Origin of the sequence: Haloarcula sp. CBA1127, from assembly GCF_001485575.1 — an archaeon.
In the GTDB taxonomy this organism is placed as follows: domain Archaea; phylum Halobacteriota; class Halobacteria; order Halobacteriales; family Haloarculaceae; genus Haloarcula.
Map to the genome: position 1 here is coordinate 1,145,925 of NZ_BCNB01000006.1, position 13,307 is coordinate 1,159,231.

Consider the following 13,307-nt stretch of genomic DNA (forward strand, 5'->3'; position numbering starts at 1 on the left):
ACCGCTGGGTTAGCGGTCGAGTGGCTTAAATCACAGCGCTCGAACTGCGCGGCTCGAACGAACAACACGTTCACTCGTTGTATGGCATCTATCATCGACCTCGAATTCCTATTCGATGGGAACGAATTCGACCCGTTTTAGCCTCCCAGTCCATGACAACGCATATGCAACGTGTGGTCGCAAACGATGACCCGATGATAGATGTCGATCGACTGCGAGCGGAACTCGACGCTGATGTCGTCGTCGCGGAGACAGACGACGAGGACGCGATCCGGAATGCCGCCGCCGGGGCATCGGGCCTCGTCGTGGACGTGAACACGCCGGTCACTGCCGGCGTGCTTGATGCGCTGGACGCCCTCAAGATCGTCGCGAGAGCGGGCGTCGGTATCGACAACATCGACGTGTCCGCGGCAGCGGACAACGGTGTGACTGTGACGAACGTCCCCGAGTACTGTACCGATGAGGTCGCCACCCACACGGTGACGCTGCTGCTCGACTGTGTTCGGACGCTTACAGCCTACGACCGCGACGTTCGCGACGGCGGCTGGGGCTGGGAGCGAACCCGGCCGGTGCATCGTGTCCGCGACCAGACGCTGGGTCTCGTCTCTTTCGGCCCCATCGCGCGCCGAGTGCGCGACCAACTGCGAGGCTTTGATCTGGACGTGATCGCCTACGACCCCTACGTCGACGCCGAGGAGATGGCCGGCGCCGATGTCGAGAAGGTCACGCTGGAGACGCTGTACGAGCGAGCTGACTACGTTTCCCTCCACGCGCCGCTGACCGGGGAGACGGCTGAGATGATAGACGCCGACGCGCTCGCAGCGATGCGTGAGCAGGCAATTCTGGTCAACACCGGCCGTGGCGGCCTCATCGACGAAGCGGCGCTCCGGACGGCGCTGGAGGACGGAACGATTGGGGCCGCGGGTCTCGACGTACTGGCCAAGGAACCGCCGACGGCTGACCACCCGCTGGTCGGCCTTGACAACTGTATCGTCACGCCGCATGCGGCCTGGTACTCCGAGGAAGCTCGTGACGACCTCAACGCCGCCGTCGCGGCGAACGTCAAAGCCGCGCTGGCCGGCGAGACGCCGCCGAACCGAATCGACCCGGACACGGACTGGCTGTAGCGCCTTTAGCGGGTACAAGTGTCGCGTCGCCAGTCCCGCCGGTCGTATCAACCATACTAGCTTATCTCCTGTGGCAGCCTCCTCTCAGACATGACAACGCGGTTACTTACTGTGCTGGTGATGTCACTGCTCGTCCTCGCTGGGTGTGCCGGCGGTGGCCCGACGACGGGCGACGGGACTGATGCAGACGACGGTGGGGCCGCACCGGCAGACCGGGACGACCTCTCGGTTGAGGCGGCGGACCGCCTCCTTCGAGACGCGGGCAGTTTCACCGCGAGGTGGTCGTACTCGACGACTGAGGCCGGCGAGACGGCCACGATAACGAACGCGTACCGAGTGGACCTGCAGGCGAACCGTTCGCTGGAGACGTTCACGATGTCCGGCCCGGATGCCAGAACTGACTTCGAGACGTTCGTCGCCGATGGTTCGGCCTACACGCGGTACGAGACCGATGGCGAGGCGTTCTATCAGGTCAGGCCGCAGGACGACACCTCCTTCCAGTCCGCCGTTGACCGTGGGACGGTCAGCTATGAATCAGTCGATGACGCCCGCTTCGTCGGGACAGAAACCTTCGACGGCGTCACGGTGGACCGCTACGAGTACTCGGATCTCTCGACCTGGCGGCAGTTCGGTGCCGGCGCGTTCGGGTCCGGCGGGAACGTGACTGTGACCGATTTCACTGTTGTGATTCTGGTCGATTCGGACGGACTTGCACGCCAGACAGCGTGGACGCTGACCGGCGAGACTGACGACGGCGAAACGGTCTCAATCGAGTGGCGCTACGAGATCACCGACGTCGGGTCGACTGACGTTCCAGACCCGGACTGGCTCGCAGAGGCCCGAGCCCAGCAATCGACCGCAACCGCGTGAGCGGCGTGACCGACCTCAGCACCTGAGGAATTCCCGACGCTGGTCGCCGAGGTCGCTCTGGCCGGTCCCTGCTGTCTTGATATCCCGAATGAGGTTCGAGAGGTACGCCTGGAGACCCGGGTCACAGGTGCCGAACCCTCTCGCTTGGCGGTAATCACACCAGAGCGCGACTGGCAACAGCGGGGCCGCAAACAGTCCGGACAGTGTGACGCCCAGCTGGAACGGGTGACCGGTCGGGACGGCGAGCCACGCGGCGGCCACAACTGCCCAGAACACCACCCCGTAGATGACGGTGTGTCGCCAGTTGTGCGTCGGTAGTTCATATCCGCGAATACGTGACGGCGAGTCGTCCGGTGTGTCGCCAGTGACCGCTCCGCCGGACGAGTCGCCAGTAGATGGAGAGACAGGACACGACATACTCCTTCGAAAGTGTGCTTCGATAATGACGGCTGGTTTGGCATACGCCGAACGAGACAGTGCGTATAAGACACTCGACACGCAATGGGGTGTACATGCGAGAGTTCATTTTCACTATCGACTACGAGCGGAACGTCGATCCCGTGATGGACGTGTTCATCGATTACCCGGAGACACACTCCCGGACGATAGCGTGTAACGTCACACGAGACGGGATGTGGCGGCTCGAACGCGTCGCCGGCCCGGAGACTGCCCTTGAGCAACTGGATGACGTGTACGACGACCCGGTCCAGTGTACCGAGTGCATCGGGACCCGCAACTGCAAGACGGACTGGACGTACGAGGTCATCGGCTCAGACCCCGGGGTCCGGACGGTGTACAGCTACCGATCCGAAGCCGGTGACTGTCACTCGATTCCGCGGCTGGCCATCGACCACGTCGGCCGCGGCGTCCTCGTCGAGACCGAACGCCGCGGGAGCCGGTGTGAGTGGCGACTGCTCCTGTGCAGCGACGCCGGCGTCGACGGGCTGTTTGAGGAGATGGAATCCGAGCTTCGCGAGGGACTCACCGTCGAATTCCGGCAGCTTAGCTCGCCCTCGTACTGGGTCGATGAGGCCGTGACGCTGGCGGAACTCCCGCCAGAGCAACAGGCCGCCGTCGAGGCCGCCGTCGAACACGGCTACTACCGGACGCCCCGGGACACTTCGCTCACTGACCTCGCAGAGACGCTCGACGTGTCGCGGTCGACGCTCCAGTACCGCCTCCAGCGTGCCGAGGCGTGGATTGTCCGGTCGTTCGTCACGCGGTCGATGGGGCCAGTTCAGGCCGACGAAGATGTCGCCGAGGGTGGACGCCTCCGTATCGGTCGTTCGGGCGTGTAGTCGCTCTGGAACCAGACCGGACCGAACTGCACTACTTGTATACTGCCGCGTCGCAGTTCAGAACGGGGTGACCGCAGGAGGGGAGTCATCCGTCGTTGTACGCCGAACGTGACACATAGCTACTAGTTCTCCGAAGTTCGGCATATGCCAAACGAGGCGTCATGGGGGATGCACCCCTATAATTGGGTACGACCGCGGGCGTCCCACGCGCTCGCAGAGACACCATTATGACGACACGCAGCATCTATTCCCCCGACGAACGCGATGAAAGTGCGGACGAACAGGCCGAGTCCGAGGCGAGCACTGGCCACGCCTGCCCGGACTGTGGCGGGAGCCTCATTACCGACGATAGTCGCGGCGAAACTGTCTGCGAGTCGTGTGGTCTCGTCGTCGACGAAGACGAGATCGACCACGGGCCGGAGTGGCGCGCCTTCGACAGCCAGGAGCGCGACAACAAGCGCCGCGTCGGCGCGCCGACGACCGAAATGAAACACGACAAGGGCCTCTCGACCAACATCGGCTGGCAGGACAAGGACGCCTACGGCAACTCCTTGTCGACGCGCCAGCGCGAGAAGATGCAGCGCCTGCGCACCTGGGACGAGCGATTCCGCACCCGCGACCACGCCGAGCGCAACCTCAAGCAGGCCCTTGGCGAGATCGACCGGATGGGGAGTGCCCTCGGTGTCCCTGAAAGCGCCCGTGAGACGGCCAGCGTCATCTACCGCCGTGCACTCGACGAGGGGATGCTACCCGGCCGCTCCATCGAAGGGATGGCGACCGCCGCGCTGTACGCCGCCGTCAGGCAGGCGAACCTTCCGCAGACGCTTGACGACATGGCTGTCGTCAGCCGCGTCGACGAGATGGAGTTCACCCGCGCCTACCGCTATCTCAACCGCGAACTCTCCCTGCAGGTCGGCCCGCCGGACCCTGCAACCTACCTCAGTAAGTTCGTCTCCAAACTCGACGCAGATGACGCCCTCGAACGCCAGGCCCGCGCCCTCATCGAAGCGGGGAAGGAAGCGAACGTCCACAGCGGCAAGAGCCCAGTTGGCCTCGCCGCCGCAGCCATCTACGCCGCCGGCCTGCTGCTCGGCGAGGAGATGACCCAAGAGACCGTCAGCGAGGCTACTGACATCAGCACCGTGACCATCCGCGAGCGCTACCGCGAACTGCTGGAAGCCGAATCGGAACTCGACGACAGCGCCGTCGACGCGACGAGCGGGGCTGAATCCGGCGCGAGCGCCTGAACTGTCGCGTCTTCCGCTCTTTTACTCTCTACTGCCCCGGTAGCGGGCAGAGGCTCGCTGTCAGAACGGCGGTTTCGTCAGTGTGGTTGTGCGCGCCGTGGGCCTGCCCGCGCTCGTTCAGAACGACGCCCGGCGCGGCGATGGCTTCCTCGGTGTCGTCCTGCTGGACCGTCACCTCGCCGCGGACGACGTGGAACACGTTCGTCGCGCCGTCGTGCTCGTGCGGGTCGATTGTCGCGTCCGGCCCCAGCGCAAACGCCTTCACCAGCACGTCGTCGGTCACTGCCAGTTCCCCGTCGATGACTTCTCCGTCGGCGGGCTCTGCGTCGAACTCCGCAAACCGGTCGAGTGTCATACCGGCACGTGGGTCGGCGCGTCCTTAGCCGTTCGGTTGCCAGGAACAGTTGTGTCCGCCTGTGATTTTGAGTGTGTGTTGTCTAACAGCCAGAAAGCCCCCGATACGCTCCGGTCCCGCGGCTTGCTGTGCTCCTCAGTCGTTTCACTCCTTCCGGTGCTTGTGTCGCCGGGGTTCCCGGAGCGTGGGTGGTCGGATTTGCCGACCACCGCATAACGTGGCGGCTTCGCCGCCACGCTGTTGGTCCCTTTCAGTCCCACCCATAGTGGATTGTCCAACCGGCTACAGGAGGGACTGAAAGGGGCGACTGCCTGAACGACGGCGGACGACGAAAGCACTGCACGAGCGACCATCGGGAGCGAGGAAGCGCGCAGCGAATCCCCCGAGTTCAGGCAGTCGGGGCTTTCTGGCTGTCAAAACACCCTTCCCATCTTAGTTCTATCCAGTATCTCACACATCTGCTAGCCGGAACGCGAGACTGTACATCGTCCCGGTTCGCTCGGAGCCGATAGCCGAAGCCACGTCGTCGGCCATCGCGACCAGCGGTCCCCCAACTACGTCTGGAAGCCCCGCAGCGTACTCTCGTACCACCTTCGCGTGGGCATCCAGATGGGCCTCGGTCCAGGGGACCGGGTCCAGTAGTGTCTTCCGTCGTTCGACAGTCCAGCTGTTGGCGGCGAAGACGGCAGCAAGCACAGCGGGCGGGTAGAACGTCAACGCCGGCCGGCCGTCAACCACTCGTGCGGCGGCGTTTTCCAGCGCGAACAGTCGGTTGACGGCCGCATCGGCGGGTGGCACCGCGTAGTCGTCGACGACGAGGCGGCTGCCGGGCTTTGCGACCCGCGTCAGTTCGGCCGCGATAGGTGCCAGCTCGGCCGGTGGCAGGACGTTACAGAGGCCGTGGGCGGTGACGAAGTCGACGCTGTCTGTCGCAAGCGGCGTCTCACGGAGGTCAGCCTCGACCACGGCCAGCCGGTCGGCGTTTCCGTCGCCGATGCGGTCCCGGACCGTCGCGGCGTGGTCGGCGTCGTTCGTCACCGCATACACGCGTTTTGCGCCCGCGGCCAGCAGCCCCGCCGTCGTGTTCCCGACGCCGGCTCCGGCCTCAAGACAGACCTGTCCCTCTACTTGCTGGTCGGCGAGTGCCGCTGTCACCGTCTCCGGAACGTCCACGGTCACGCTCATACTGTTGGCTGTAACTTTGTGAAGATATTCACCACCCTATGGTGGTGAAATTTTTCAACGGCTTACAGCCGACAGTATCAGTGGTGCAGTTGCTCGGGCACCGGGCTGTCGTCGTGGCGCGCTTCCTCGATGAGCGCACGCTGACGGGCCTCGTCCATCCCCTCCGAGCGGCTGGCGGCGTCCAGCACCATCTTCACGAGCTTCGGGTCGCCGGGGCTGACGACGGTATCGAGTCCCCGGGCGGCGGCGAAGTCGAACCGATCGCGGATGCTCTCCGGCGTGTCGACCGGCTCGTACCAGTTCGCGTACGGGCGGTCGGCCTCTGCCAGTTCGTCGGCCGGCGGCCATGGTCCCTTCGCGAACGCCTTGATCCCCAGGGTGCCGATACCCTCCGACTCACAGCGTTCCAGCACGGCCTCGTAGTCGTACTCGTCGCTGTCCTTGCCGGCGACGACAGGGTTCAGCGGGAACATCAGCGTCTCCAAGTCATCGATGCGGTCGATGGCGTCGAGAATGAGTCCGGGGTTACCGTGGCTCGTCAGCCCGATGTGGTCGATTTTCCCCGCCGCTTTCGCTTCGCGTATCGCGTCGAGTGCGCCGCCGTCGGCGGTGATCGTGTCCAGTTCGTCCTCGTATTCCAGCCCGTGGATCTGGTAGAGGTCGATGGTGTCGATGCCGAGGCGGTTCAGCGACCGGTCGATCTTCCGGGCGGCCCCCTCGTACTTGCGTTCCTGGGTCTTACAGCCCAGGAAGATGTCGTCGCGGTACTGCCGGAGCTTCGGCCCCAGTTTCAGCTCCGCGTCGCCGTAGGTCGGTGCTACGTCAAAGTGGTTGACCCCGTGGTCCAACACGAGTTCGACCAGCTGGTTCGCACCGTCCTGTTCGAGCCAGTTGAGTGCGATCGAGCCGAACGTCAGCACCGTGCTCTCCTGCCCAGTGTCGCCCAGCGCTCGGGTTTCCATATCGGTCGGACGGCCCGGAGCCCAATAACCGTTGGTCGCTGCTCTCTCAGCCAGTCCAGTGCGGCAGACCGCGTCAGGGAACGCCGACCGGGGTTTATTACTCCCGCAGTCCGAACGGGATGTATAGATGTTTGAGAGAGAACAACTGTTCTCAGCGATGACGGCGTCATACGTGATCGCAGTCACGCTCGCCCTCGTCATCGCCGCGGTATTCGCGCCGGTCATCTGGAACGGCGTGCCAAGCGGTGGTGACGACGACCCGAGCGTCGCCGTCATCACCCTTCGCGGCGGCACAACCGACGCGAACGTCAACGCTGTCAAGCAGGACCTCCGCGAAGCACGAACTAACGAATCAATCGAGGCCGTCGTCCTCCGGGTCGACAGCCCCGGCGGCCCGGTCGACTCGAGCGAGGAGTTCTACCTCGCTGTGAACCGGACTGCCAGTGAGATGCCTGTCGTCGCCTACGTCGAGGGCACGGCCGCCTCGGGCGGCTACTACGGCATTACGCCGGCCGACGAGATCGTGGTCAAGCCGAGTTCGACCGTCGGCAGTATCGGCGTCATCGTTCAGGCCCCGCTGAGTCTGATCGAGCAGGTCGAACGGCAGGGTGAGACGTTCGTCCGCTCGGGGCCGGACAAGGCCCAGATAAGCAAAGACAGCCTCCGCGAGGATATCGAGGTGCTCCAGCGGTCTTTCGTCGGAACGGTCATGCGCCATCGGGGCGAGCAACTGACGGTCTCCCGCGAGGAGGTCGCCAACGGCGGCACGTACCTCGGCGCACAGGCAACCCAGAACGGCTTTGCCGACCGGATCGGCGACACCGAACTGGCCATCGAACGGGCCGCCGCACTCTCGGACGACATCGAGGGTGACCAGTACGACGTGACCTATCAGGGCAGTGGCGGTGCCAATTTCAACGTCATCATCGTCCCTGCCGGCGCTGAAACCGTCCAGGGCGCGAATAACGTGACCTATCTCGTCCATCCCGACGATAGTGAGACAACGTTCCGGGAGCCAGTGAAGTACTACGCCGTCTGGGGAATCCCCGCTGAGGACAACAATGCAACGGTGATCCGCAATGACTGAGGGCCGTATCGTCAAGCCGCTCGCCGTGTTTATCGTCGTTCTCGTGGTGCTACTGGGCGGGACGTTCCTCCTCGCAGTCGCCAGCCCGGGGTCGTCGGGACCGCCGGACGGCCAGTCTATCGATGGCCAGTCGCCGTCACAGTATCAGCCTGACGCCGTCAACGCACCCGTAGACCCCGAAGAGGGTGAGATTTCGGTCGACGTCGACACGAGCGACAAGCGAATACTCGTCGATACGAGCCACGGCAACCAGGTGACCGAATCCGAACTCGAACCGATTACCGAGGCGGTGTTCGAGGCGGGCCACACCGTCGAGTACGGCACGTCCGGCACCGCTTCCTTTGCCGATTCGCTGGGCCGGTACGACGGTGTACTCATCGTCCAGCCGCTCGACAGCTACTCACAGGCGGAACGCGACGCGCTCCAGGAGTACACGGACGACGGTGGGCGTGTCGTCGTCCTCGCCGAACCGACACAGACCCGTCTTTCGACCGGCTTCACCCAGTCGACGACGACGGTGTCGTTCGGGGCCAACAACGCCACCGCGCGCTACGGCGTCCGGATGGGTGCCGAACAGTTGTACAACGTCGACGACGAAGCCAACGACAACAACTTCAAGGCTATCTACGCATCTCCGAGCGACGACGGTGAACTGACCGACGGTGTCGAGACGATTACGTTCGACACCGCCGGCTACGCGGTGGTGAACGGTGACGCCGAGACGAAGTTCACTGCTGCCGAGGGCACCCGGACGCTGGAGACGCGCCGCACCGGCACGTACGCGACAGTCGTCCGCAACGACAACATGGTGTTCGTCACCGACTCGACGTTCATCCGGAGTTCCGAGATATACGACGCCGACAATGAGGTGTTCATGGGGAACCTACTTTCGTTCCTGCTCGACGGCGAGGCACCTGATCCGGGTGGTGGCGCGACCCCTGATACCGGATTCGGGACTGGTGATAGTTTCTCTACCCCGATCGAAACACCACCGGAGCCGACCCCCGGCCCGACTCCGACGCCGGTCCCTACCCCGAGCGGGACCTGAGCCGGGCTGCTCGGACCGCCATTGGTCGCGGCTTCACTGATCGCTAATGCTGACCGTCGTCTCGCTGTACAGGCCACGTTCGGTAGCGTCGGCCACACTTAGCCCGGCCCCGATAGTGTACTCCCCGGCTGGCGCGGGTTCCCACTCATCGTCGCTAACCCGGAACATCCGGTCCCACCGCCGTCTGAACTGCTTTCGCTCGCCGCGGTCGAACCGGAGACTGCCGTCATCACTGGGTACGCTGTCGACGTGGGACGCCTCGGCCACTCCATCGACGTACCACGTCCACGGCCGCGGCGAGTCCGTCGGGAGCGTTATCGGCACTGGAAGCGCGTTCTGCATCGTCACGACGAACGGCACCTCGGTTCCCGCCGGATACTCAGTCTGTGGCACCTCGATATCGACCGACACCGCGCGATAGCGGAGCCACGTCGGCACTAGACGGTCGCTCCAGACCCCGCCGTCGATACTGCGTGCGGCCTGTGGCCGCGCTCCGTGCTCGGTGGGTGCCCCTGGCTCATCGTCGTCGCGGTAGAGCGCGCCCGAATCGTAGATGCGACGCATTGTCGGATTATAGGCCGGGGTTCGCAAAAGCGTTGCTCGGGACTAGCTCGTCCGCGTCGGCGCGTCCGGCCTCTCGTCGTCGTACAGCAGGCAGGCGATGCGGTGGTCGTCACCGACATCGAACAGCTCGGGGTCGGTTCGCTCGCAGGGGGATTCAAAGGCGTCGTTCAGCGCCATCCGCGCGGCTTCGAAAGCCCCGTCATGCAGGTGGTCAAGGGCCGTCCCGAACACTTCCTCGGCCTCCCGGTCGCCGACCGTCTCCGGGAGGCCGAATTCGGCTCGGACCCGGGCTTCGAGAGCGGACTGCGAGAGCTGACTCAGGTCTTCGTCCTCGACATCTTCCTGCACTGCGGTCACCGCTTCCAGCGAGTCGGCTTTGCGGAGCCGCTGTTTCAGGTCCAGCAGCGACCGCCACTCGGACTGTGCCATGTCTGTCCCCTCGGGCTGGATGACCTTCGGACAGCGGGTGTGGAATCGACAGCCCGACGGGGGGTTCAGCGGTGACGGAACATCGCCGGAGAGGAAAATCCGGTCGCCCTCCCAGCCGGGGTCTGGTTCCGGAATGGCGGACAGCAGCGCCTCGGCGTAGGGGTGATACGGCGGCTGGAACACGTCCTCGGTCGGGCCGACTTCGGCGAACTCCCCGAGATACAGGACACCCACGCGGTCAGAGATGTGCTCGACGACAGAGAGGTCGTGGGCGATGACGATATAGGAGAGGCCGAACTCCGACTGCAGGTCCGAAAGCAGGTTCAGAATCTGGGCCTGCACGCTCACGTCCAGCGCCGAGACGGGTTCGTCACAGACGATGACCTCGGGGTCGACGGCGAGTGCGCGGGCGATACCGATGCGCTGGCGCTGGCCACCGGAGAACTCGTGGGGGTAGCGGTGGGTGTGACGCTGGCTCAGCCCGACAGTCTCCAGCAAGTCGTTGACACGCTCGGTTCGCTCCTCGCCGTCCGCGATTCCGTGGATATCCAGCGGTTCGCCGACGATGTCGCCGACCGTCAGCCGCGGATTGAGGCTGGCGAACGGGTCCTGGAAGATGTACTGGATGTCCTTCCGGAGCGCTCGCAGGCGGTCGTCCGAAGCCCCCGTCAGGTCCTCGCCCTTGTAGCGGACCGAGCCGGCCGTCGGTTCGATGAGCCGCAGCAGCGTCTGGGCCAGCGTGGTCTTGCCACAGCCGGACTCGCCGACGATACCCAGCGTCTCGCCGGGATAGAGTTCCAGGTCGACGCCGTCCAGGGCCTTCACTTCCTGACTCCGGCCCAGCAGGGTGTCGACGATGGTCCCGCCGGACTCGTAGTACTTCGTGAGGTTCTCGACCTCCAGTATCGGGCTATCGGCCGTCTTAGCCATCCTGCCGCCCTCCCGAGCCGTCTGGGTCGTCGCGGTCTAACAGGTCGGTGTCGAGACCGACCGGGTCGGAGTCAGCATGGAGCGGCTCCGAATCCGTCCGCCCGACGCGGGGGTCGGACCGGGTGTCGTCGGGCGGCGCGTCCCGACCCGTGACTTCGACCTCGTAGTCCAGGTCGTTTTCGAGGTCGCCGGTGTAGGCCAGGCAGGCGGCCGAGCGGTCGGACAAGCCGTGACCGTCGTCGGTGTCGGGGTCGACCAGCGGCGGCTCCTTGCGCGTACAGGCCTCCTCGGCGAAGGGACACCGCGGGTGGAAGCTACAGCCAGCGGGGACTTCCACGAGGTCCGGCATCGTCCCGGGAATCGTCTTGAGGCGGTCCTGCCGATCGCCGATACGCGGGATAGCGCTCATCAGTCCGACGGTGTAGGGGTGTTTCGGGTCGTAGTACAGTTCCTCGACGGGGGCTTTCTCGACGGCGCGGCCGGCGTACATCACCATCACCCGGTCGCACATCTCCGCGATGACGCCGAGGTCGTGGGTGATGAGCTGAATGGCCGTGTCGTACTCGTCGGCGAGGCGGTCGAGGCGGTCTAGGATCTTCGCCTCGATGGTCACGTCCAACGCTGTCGTCGGCTCGTCGGCGATGAGGAGTTCGGGGTCACAGGACAGGGCCATCGCGATGATGGCCCGCTGTTGCATCCCGCCGGAGAACTCGTGTGGATAGTCGTCGTATCTGGCTTCCGGTTCCGGAATACCGACGTCATCGAGCAGTCGAATCGCGCGTTCGCGGGCGGCCGTGTCGCCGTAGTCGAGGTGGTGTCGGATTGACTCCGAAATCTGCTCGCCGACGGTGTACACCGGGTTCAGCGCGGTCTGGGCGTCCTGGAATATCATCGCGATATCGTTGCCCCGCACGTCCCGCACCGCTGAGTCGGAGAGTTCCATGAGGTCCTGGCCGTCGAAGCGGATCGTCCCGCTCTCGATACGACCCGGTTCCTCGATGAGGCGCATCACCGACAGCGCGGTGACGCTCTTGCCCGCGCCGCTCTCGCCGACGATGCCGAATTTCTCGCCGCGGTCGATGTGAAAGGAGAGATCGTCGACGGCGGTGACGACGCCCTCCTCGGTGTAGAAGTTCACCGTGAGGTCTTCGACTTCGAGCAGCGCCATCAGACCTCGCCTCCAGTGGCTACGTCAGTGCCTTCCTGCGCGTTGAGCGCGTCGTTGATGCCGTCGCCGATGAGGTTCATCGACATCACGAACAGGAAGATAGCGCCGCCGGGGAACACGGTGACCCACCAGGGAATCGTCCCGCCGGGGCCCTGGACGATGGTCTCGCGCGTCGCGTCCAGCATCGTCCCCCACTCGGCTGACCCGGGCGGGAGCCCGAGGCCGAGGAAGCCAAGCGCGGCGACGCCGATGACGACTGTCCCGATGGAGAGGGAGGCCTGGACGACCAGCGGCGCGATAGCGTTGGGGACGACGTGTCTGAAGATGACGCGACGGTCACGCGCGCCCAGCGCCTTCGCGGCCATGACGTACTCGTTTTCTTTGACTTTCAGTATCTCCCCGCGTATCAGCCGGGCGTAGCCGGCCCACCCGAACGCCGTGAACGCGAGCACCAGTTCCCAGTACCCCTTGCCGAGCACGGCGACGATAATCAGCGCCAGCAGGAGGCCGGGGAACGCGAAAATCAGGTCGAGCATGCGCATCATCACCTCGTCGACCCGGCCGCCGTAGTAGCCCGCGATGGCACCGTACACCAGCCCGATGACGGCGGTAATCGAGACCACGATGAAGCCTATCGAGAGGCTGAACCGACCGCCGTACAGCACGCGGGAGAACACGTCCCGGGCGGAGCCGTCGGTGCCGAACGGATGGGCCAGCGACGGGGCCTCGTACGCACTCACGTCGAGGCCCTGCACGTACAGAATCGCGCTCGGGTCGTACGGGGCCAGCGAGAAGGGCTGGACTGTCACGCCAGCGACGGTGACTGGGCGGGCGAATATAGCCAGGAGTCCCATCAGGGTAACAATATAGAGCCCGAGCATCGCGCTCCGGTTGTCACGGAATTCGCTCCAGGCGCGCTCCCAGCGACTCTCGGTTTCGGTGTCTCGTTCCTCTGTCCAGTCGGATAGCGGTTCGCGGGACTCGACGCGGTCGGCGTCGAACCCCGTTATGCGTATGCGTCCTCGTTCAGTACTCAT

The 13,307-nt window shown here is 64.8% G+C and carries 14 protein-coding genes; 6 read left to right on the forward strand and 8 right to left on the reverse strand.

The annotated features are described in order from the left end of the window. Positions 1–164 precede the first annotated feature (164 nt). Both AV059_RS10480 and AV059_RS10485 read left to right on the forward strand, forming a co-directional pair. Positions 165–1,127: a C-terminal binding protein gene (locus tag AV059_RS10480; protein ID WP_058994357.1), complete on the forward strand. Its 963-nt coding sequence runs from the start codon at positions 165–167 to the stop codon at positions 1,125–1,127. A 90-nt stretch (positions 1,128–1,217) separates the two neighbouring features. Beyond that, a complete protein-coding gene (locus tag AV059_RS10485) occupies positions 1,218–1,997 on the forward strand; it encodes a hypothetical protein (RefSeq protein ID WP_058994358.1) in 780 nt (259 codons plus the stop codon). Positions 1,998–2,012: 15 nt separating this feature from the next. On the opposite strand, the gene AV059_RS10490 is transcribed toward AV059_RS10485, so the two are convergent. Continuing rightward, entirely contained in the window at positions 2,013–2,414 is a 402-nt protein-coding gene (locus AV059_RS10490) for a hypothetical protein (RefSeq protein ID WP_058994359.1), read from the reverse strand. A 95-nt stretch (positions 2,415–2,509) separates the two neighbouring features. Between AV059_RS10490 and AV059_RS10495 the strand changes: the two genes are divergently transcribed. Continuing rightward, a complete protein-coding gene (locus AV059_RS10495) occupies positions 2,510–3,295 on the forward strand; it encodes a helix-turn-helix domain-containing protein (RefSeq protein WP_058994360.1) in 786 nt (261 codons plus the stop codon). A gap of 227 nt (positions 3,296–3,522) precedes the next feature. After that, a complete protein-coding gene (locus AV059_RS10500; RefSeq protein ID WP_058994361.1) occupies positions 3,523–4,542 on the forward strand; it encodes a transcription initiation factor IIB family protein in 1,020 nt (339 codons plus the stop codon). A 28-nt stretch (positions 4,543–4,570) separates the two neighbouring features. On the opposite strand, the gene AV059_RS10505 is transcribed toward AV059_RS10500, so the two are convergent. The 3 genes from AV059_RS10505 to AV059_RS10515 form a co-directional block, all read right to left on the reverse strand. Beyond that, complete coding sequence (locus AV059_RS10505) at positions 4,571–4,897, reverse strand: cupin domain-containing protein (RefSeq protein ID WP_058994362.1); 327 nt, start codon at positions 4,895–4,897, stop codon at positions 4,571–4,573. Positions 4,898–5,347: 450 nt separating this feature from the next. Beyond that, a complete protein-coding gene (locus tag AV059_RS10510) occupies positions 5,348–6,082 on the reverse strand; it encodes a class I SAM-dependent methyltransferase (RefSeq protein WP_079990754.1) in 735 nt (244 codons plus the stop codon). A gap of 77 nt (positions 6,083–6,159) precedes the next feature. Further along, positions 6,160–7,044: an aldo/keto reductase gene (locus tag AV059_RS10515; RefSeq protein WP_058994363.1), complete on the reverse strand. Its 885-nt coding sequence runs from the start codon at positions 7,042–7,044 to the stop codon at positions 6,160–6,162. A gap of 127 nt (positions 7,045–7,171) precedes the next feature. Between AV059_RS10515 and AV059_RS10520 the strand changes: the two genes are divergently transcribed. Further along, positions 7,172–8,131: a S49 family peptidase gene (locus AV059_RS10520; RefSeq protein WP_195156649.1), complete on the forward strand. Its 960-nt coding sequence runs from the start codon at positions 7,172–7,174 to the stop codon at positions 8,129–8,131. Continuing rightward, positions 8,124–9,179, forward strand: coding sequence for a DUF4350 domain-containing protein (locus tag AV059_RS10525; protein WP_058994364.1), 1,056 nt, complete (start codon positions 8,124–8,126; stop codon positions 9,177–9,179). Before AV059_RS10520 ends, AV059_RS10525 begins: the two co-directional genes overlap by 8 nt. Before the next feature lie 33 nt (positions 9,180–9,212). Here AV059_RS10525 and AV059_RS10530 read toward each other — a convergent pair whose 3' ends face one another. Genes AV059_RS10530 through AV059_RS10545 form a run of 4 tightly spaced genes read right to left on the reverse strand, consistent with a single transcriptional unit; the run spans position 9,213 to position 13,307 of the window. Continuing rightward, positions 9,213–9,743, reverse strand: a complete 531-nt coding sequence (locus AV059_RS10530) for a hypothetical protein (protein ID WP_058994365.1) — start codon at positions 9,741–9,743, stop codon at positions 9,213–9,215. A gap of 42 nt (positions 9,744–9,785) precedes the next feature. Further along, a complete protein-coding gene (locus AV059_RS10535; protein ID WP_058994366.1) occupies positions 9,786–11,102 on the reverse strand; it encodes an ABC transporter ATP-binding protein in 1,317 nt (438 codons plus the stop codon). Beyond that, complete coding sequence (locus tag AV059_RS10540) at positions 11,095–12,270, reverse strand: ABC transporter ATP-binding protein (RefSeq protein ID WP_058994367.1); 1,176 nt, start codon at positions 12,268–12,270, stop codon at positions 11,095–11,097. The genes AV059_RS10535 and AV059_RS10540 overlap by 8 nt, the downstream gene beginning before the upstream one ends. Beyond that, a complete protein-coding gene (locus AV059_RS10545) occupies positions 12,270–13,307 on the reverse strand; it encodes an ABC transporter permease (RefSeq protein ID WP_058994368.1) in 1,038 nt (345 codons plus the stop codon). The genes AV059_RS10540 and AV059_RS10545 overlap by 1 nt, the downstream gene beginning before the upstream one ends.

Excerpts from the sequence above, each read along its gene's own strand:
- AV059_RS10480 (WP_058994357.1), top strand. The coding sequence starts at position 165 with ATGCAACGTGTGGTCGCAAACGATGACCCGATGATAGATGTCGATCGA.
- AV059_RS10485 (WP_058994358.1), top strand. The coding sequence starts at position 1,218 with ATGACAACGCGGTTACTTACTGTGCTGGTGATGTCACTGCTCGTCCTC.
- AV059_RS10490 (WP_058994359.1), bottom strand. The coding sequence starts at position 2,414 with ATGTCGTGTCCTGTCTCTCCATCTACTGGCGACTCGTCCGGCGGAGCG.
- AV059_RS10495 (WP_058994360.1), top strand. The coding sequence starts at position 2,510 with ATGCGAGAGTTCATTTTCACTATCGACTACGAGCGGAACGTCGATCCC.
- AV059_RS10500 (WP_058994361.1), top strand. The coding sequence starts at position 3,523 with ATGACGACACGCAGCATCTATTCCCCCGACGAACGCGATGAAAGTGCG.
- AV059_RS10505 (WP_058994362.1), bottom strand. The coding sequence starts at position 4,897 with ATGACACTCGACCGGTTTGCGGAGTTCGACGCAGAGCCCGCCGACGGA.
- AV059_RS10510 (WP_079990754.1), bottom strand. The coding sequence starts at position 6,082 with ATGAGCGTGACCGTGGACGTTCCGGAGACGGTGACAGCGGCACTCGCC.
- AV059_RS10515 (WP_058994363.1), bottom strand. The coding sequence starts at position 7,044 with ATGGAAACCCGAGCGCTGGGCGACACTGGGCAGGAGAGCACGGTGCTG.
- AV059_RS10520 (WP_195156649.1), top strand. The coding sequence starts at position 7,172 with ATGTTTGAGAGAGAACAACTGTTCTCAGCGATGACGGCGTCATACGTG.
- AV059_RS10525 (WP_058994364.1), top strand. The coding sequence starts at position 8,124 with ATGACTGAGGGCCGTATCGTCAAGCCGCTCGCCGTGTTTATCGTCGTT.
- AV059_RS10530 (WP_058994365.1), bottom strand. The coding sequence starts at position 9,743 with ATGCGTCGCATCTACGATTCGGGCGCGCTCTACCGCGACGACGATGAG.
- AV059_RS10535 (WP_058994366.1), bottom strand. The coding sequence starts at position 11,102 with ATGGCTAAGACGGCCGATAGCCCGATACTGGAGGTCGAGAACCTCACG.
- AV059_RS10540 (WP_058994367.1), bottom strand. The coding sequence starts at position 12,270 with ATGGCGCTGCTCGAAGTCGAAGACCTCACGGTGAACTTCTACACCGAG.
- AV059_RS10545 (WP_058994368.1), bottom strand. The coding sequence starts at position 13,307 with ATGAGTACTGAACGAGGACGCATACGCATAACGGGGTTCGACGCCGAC.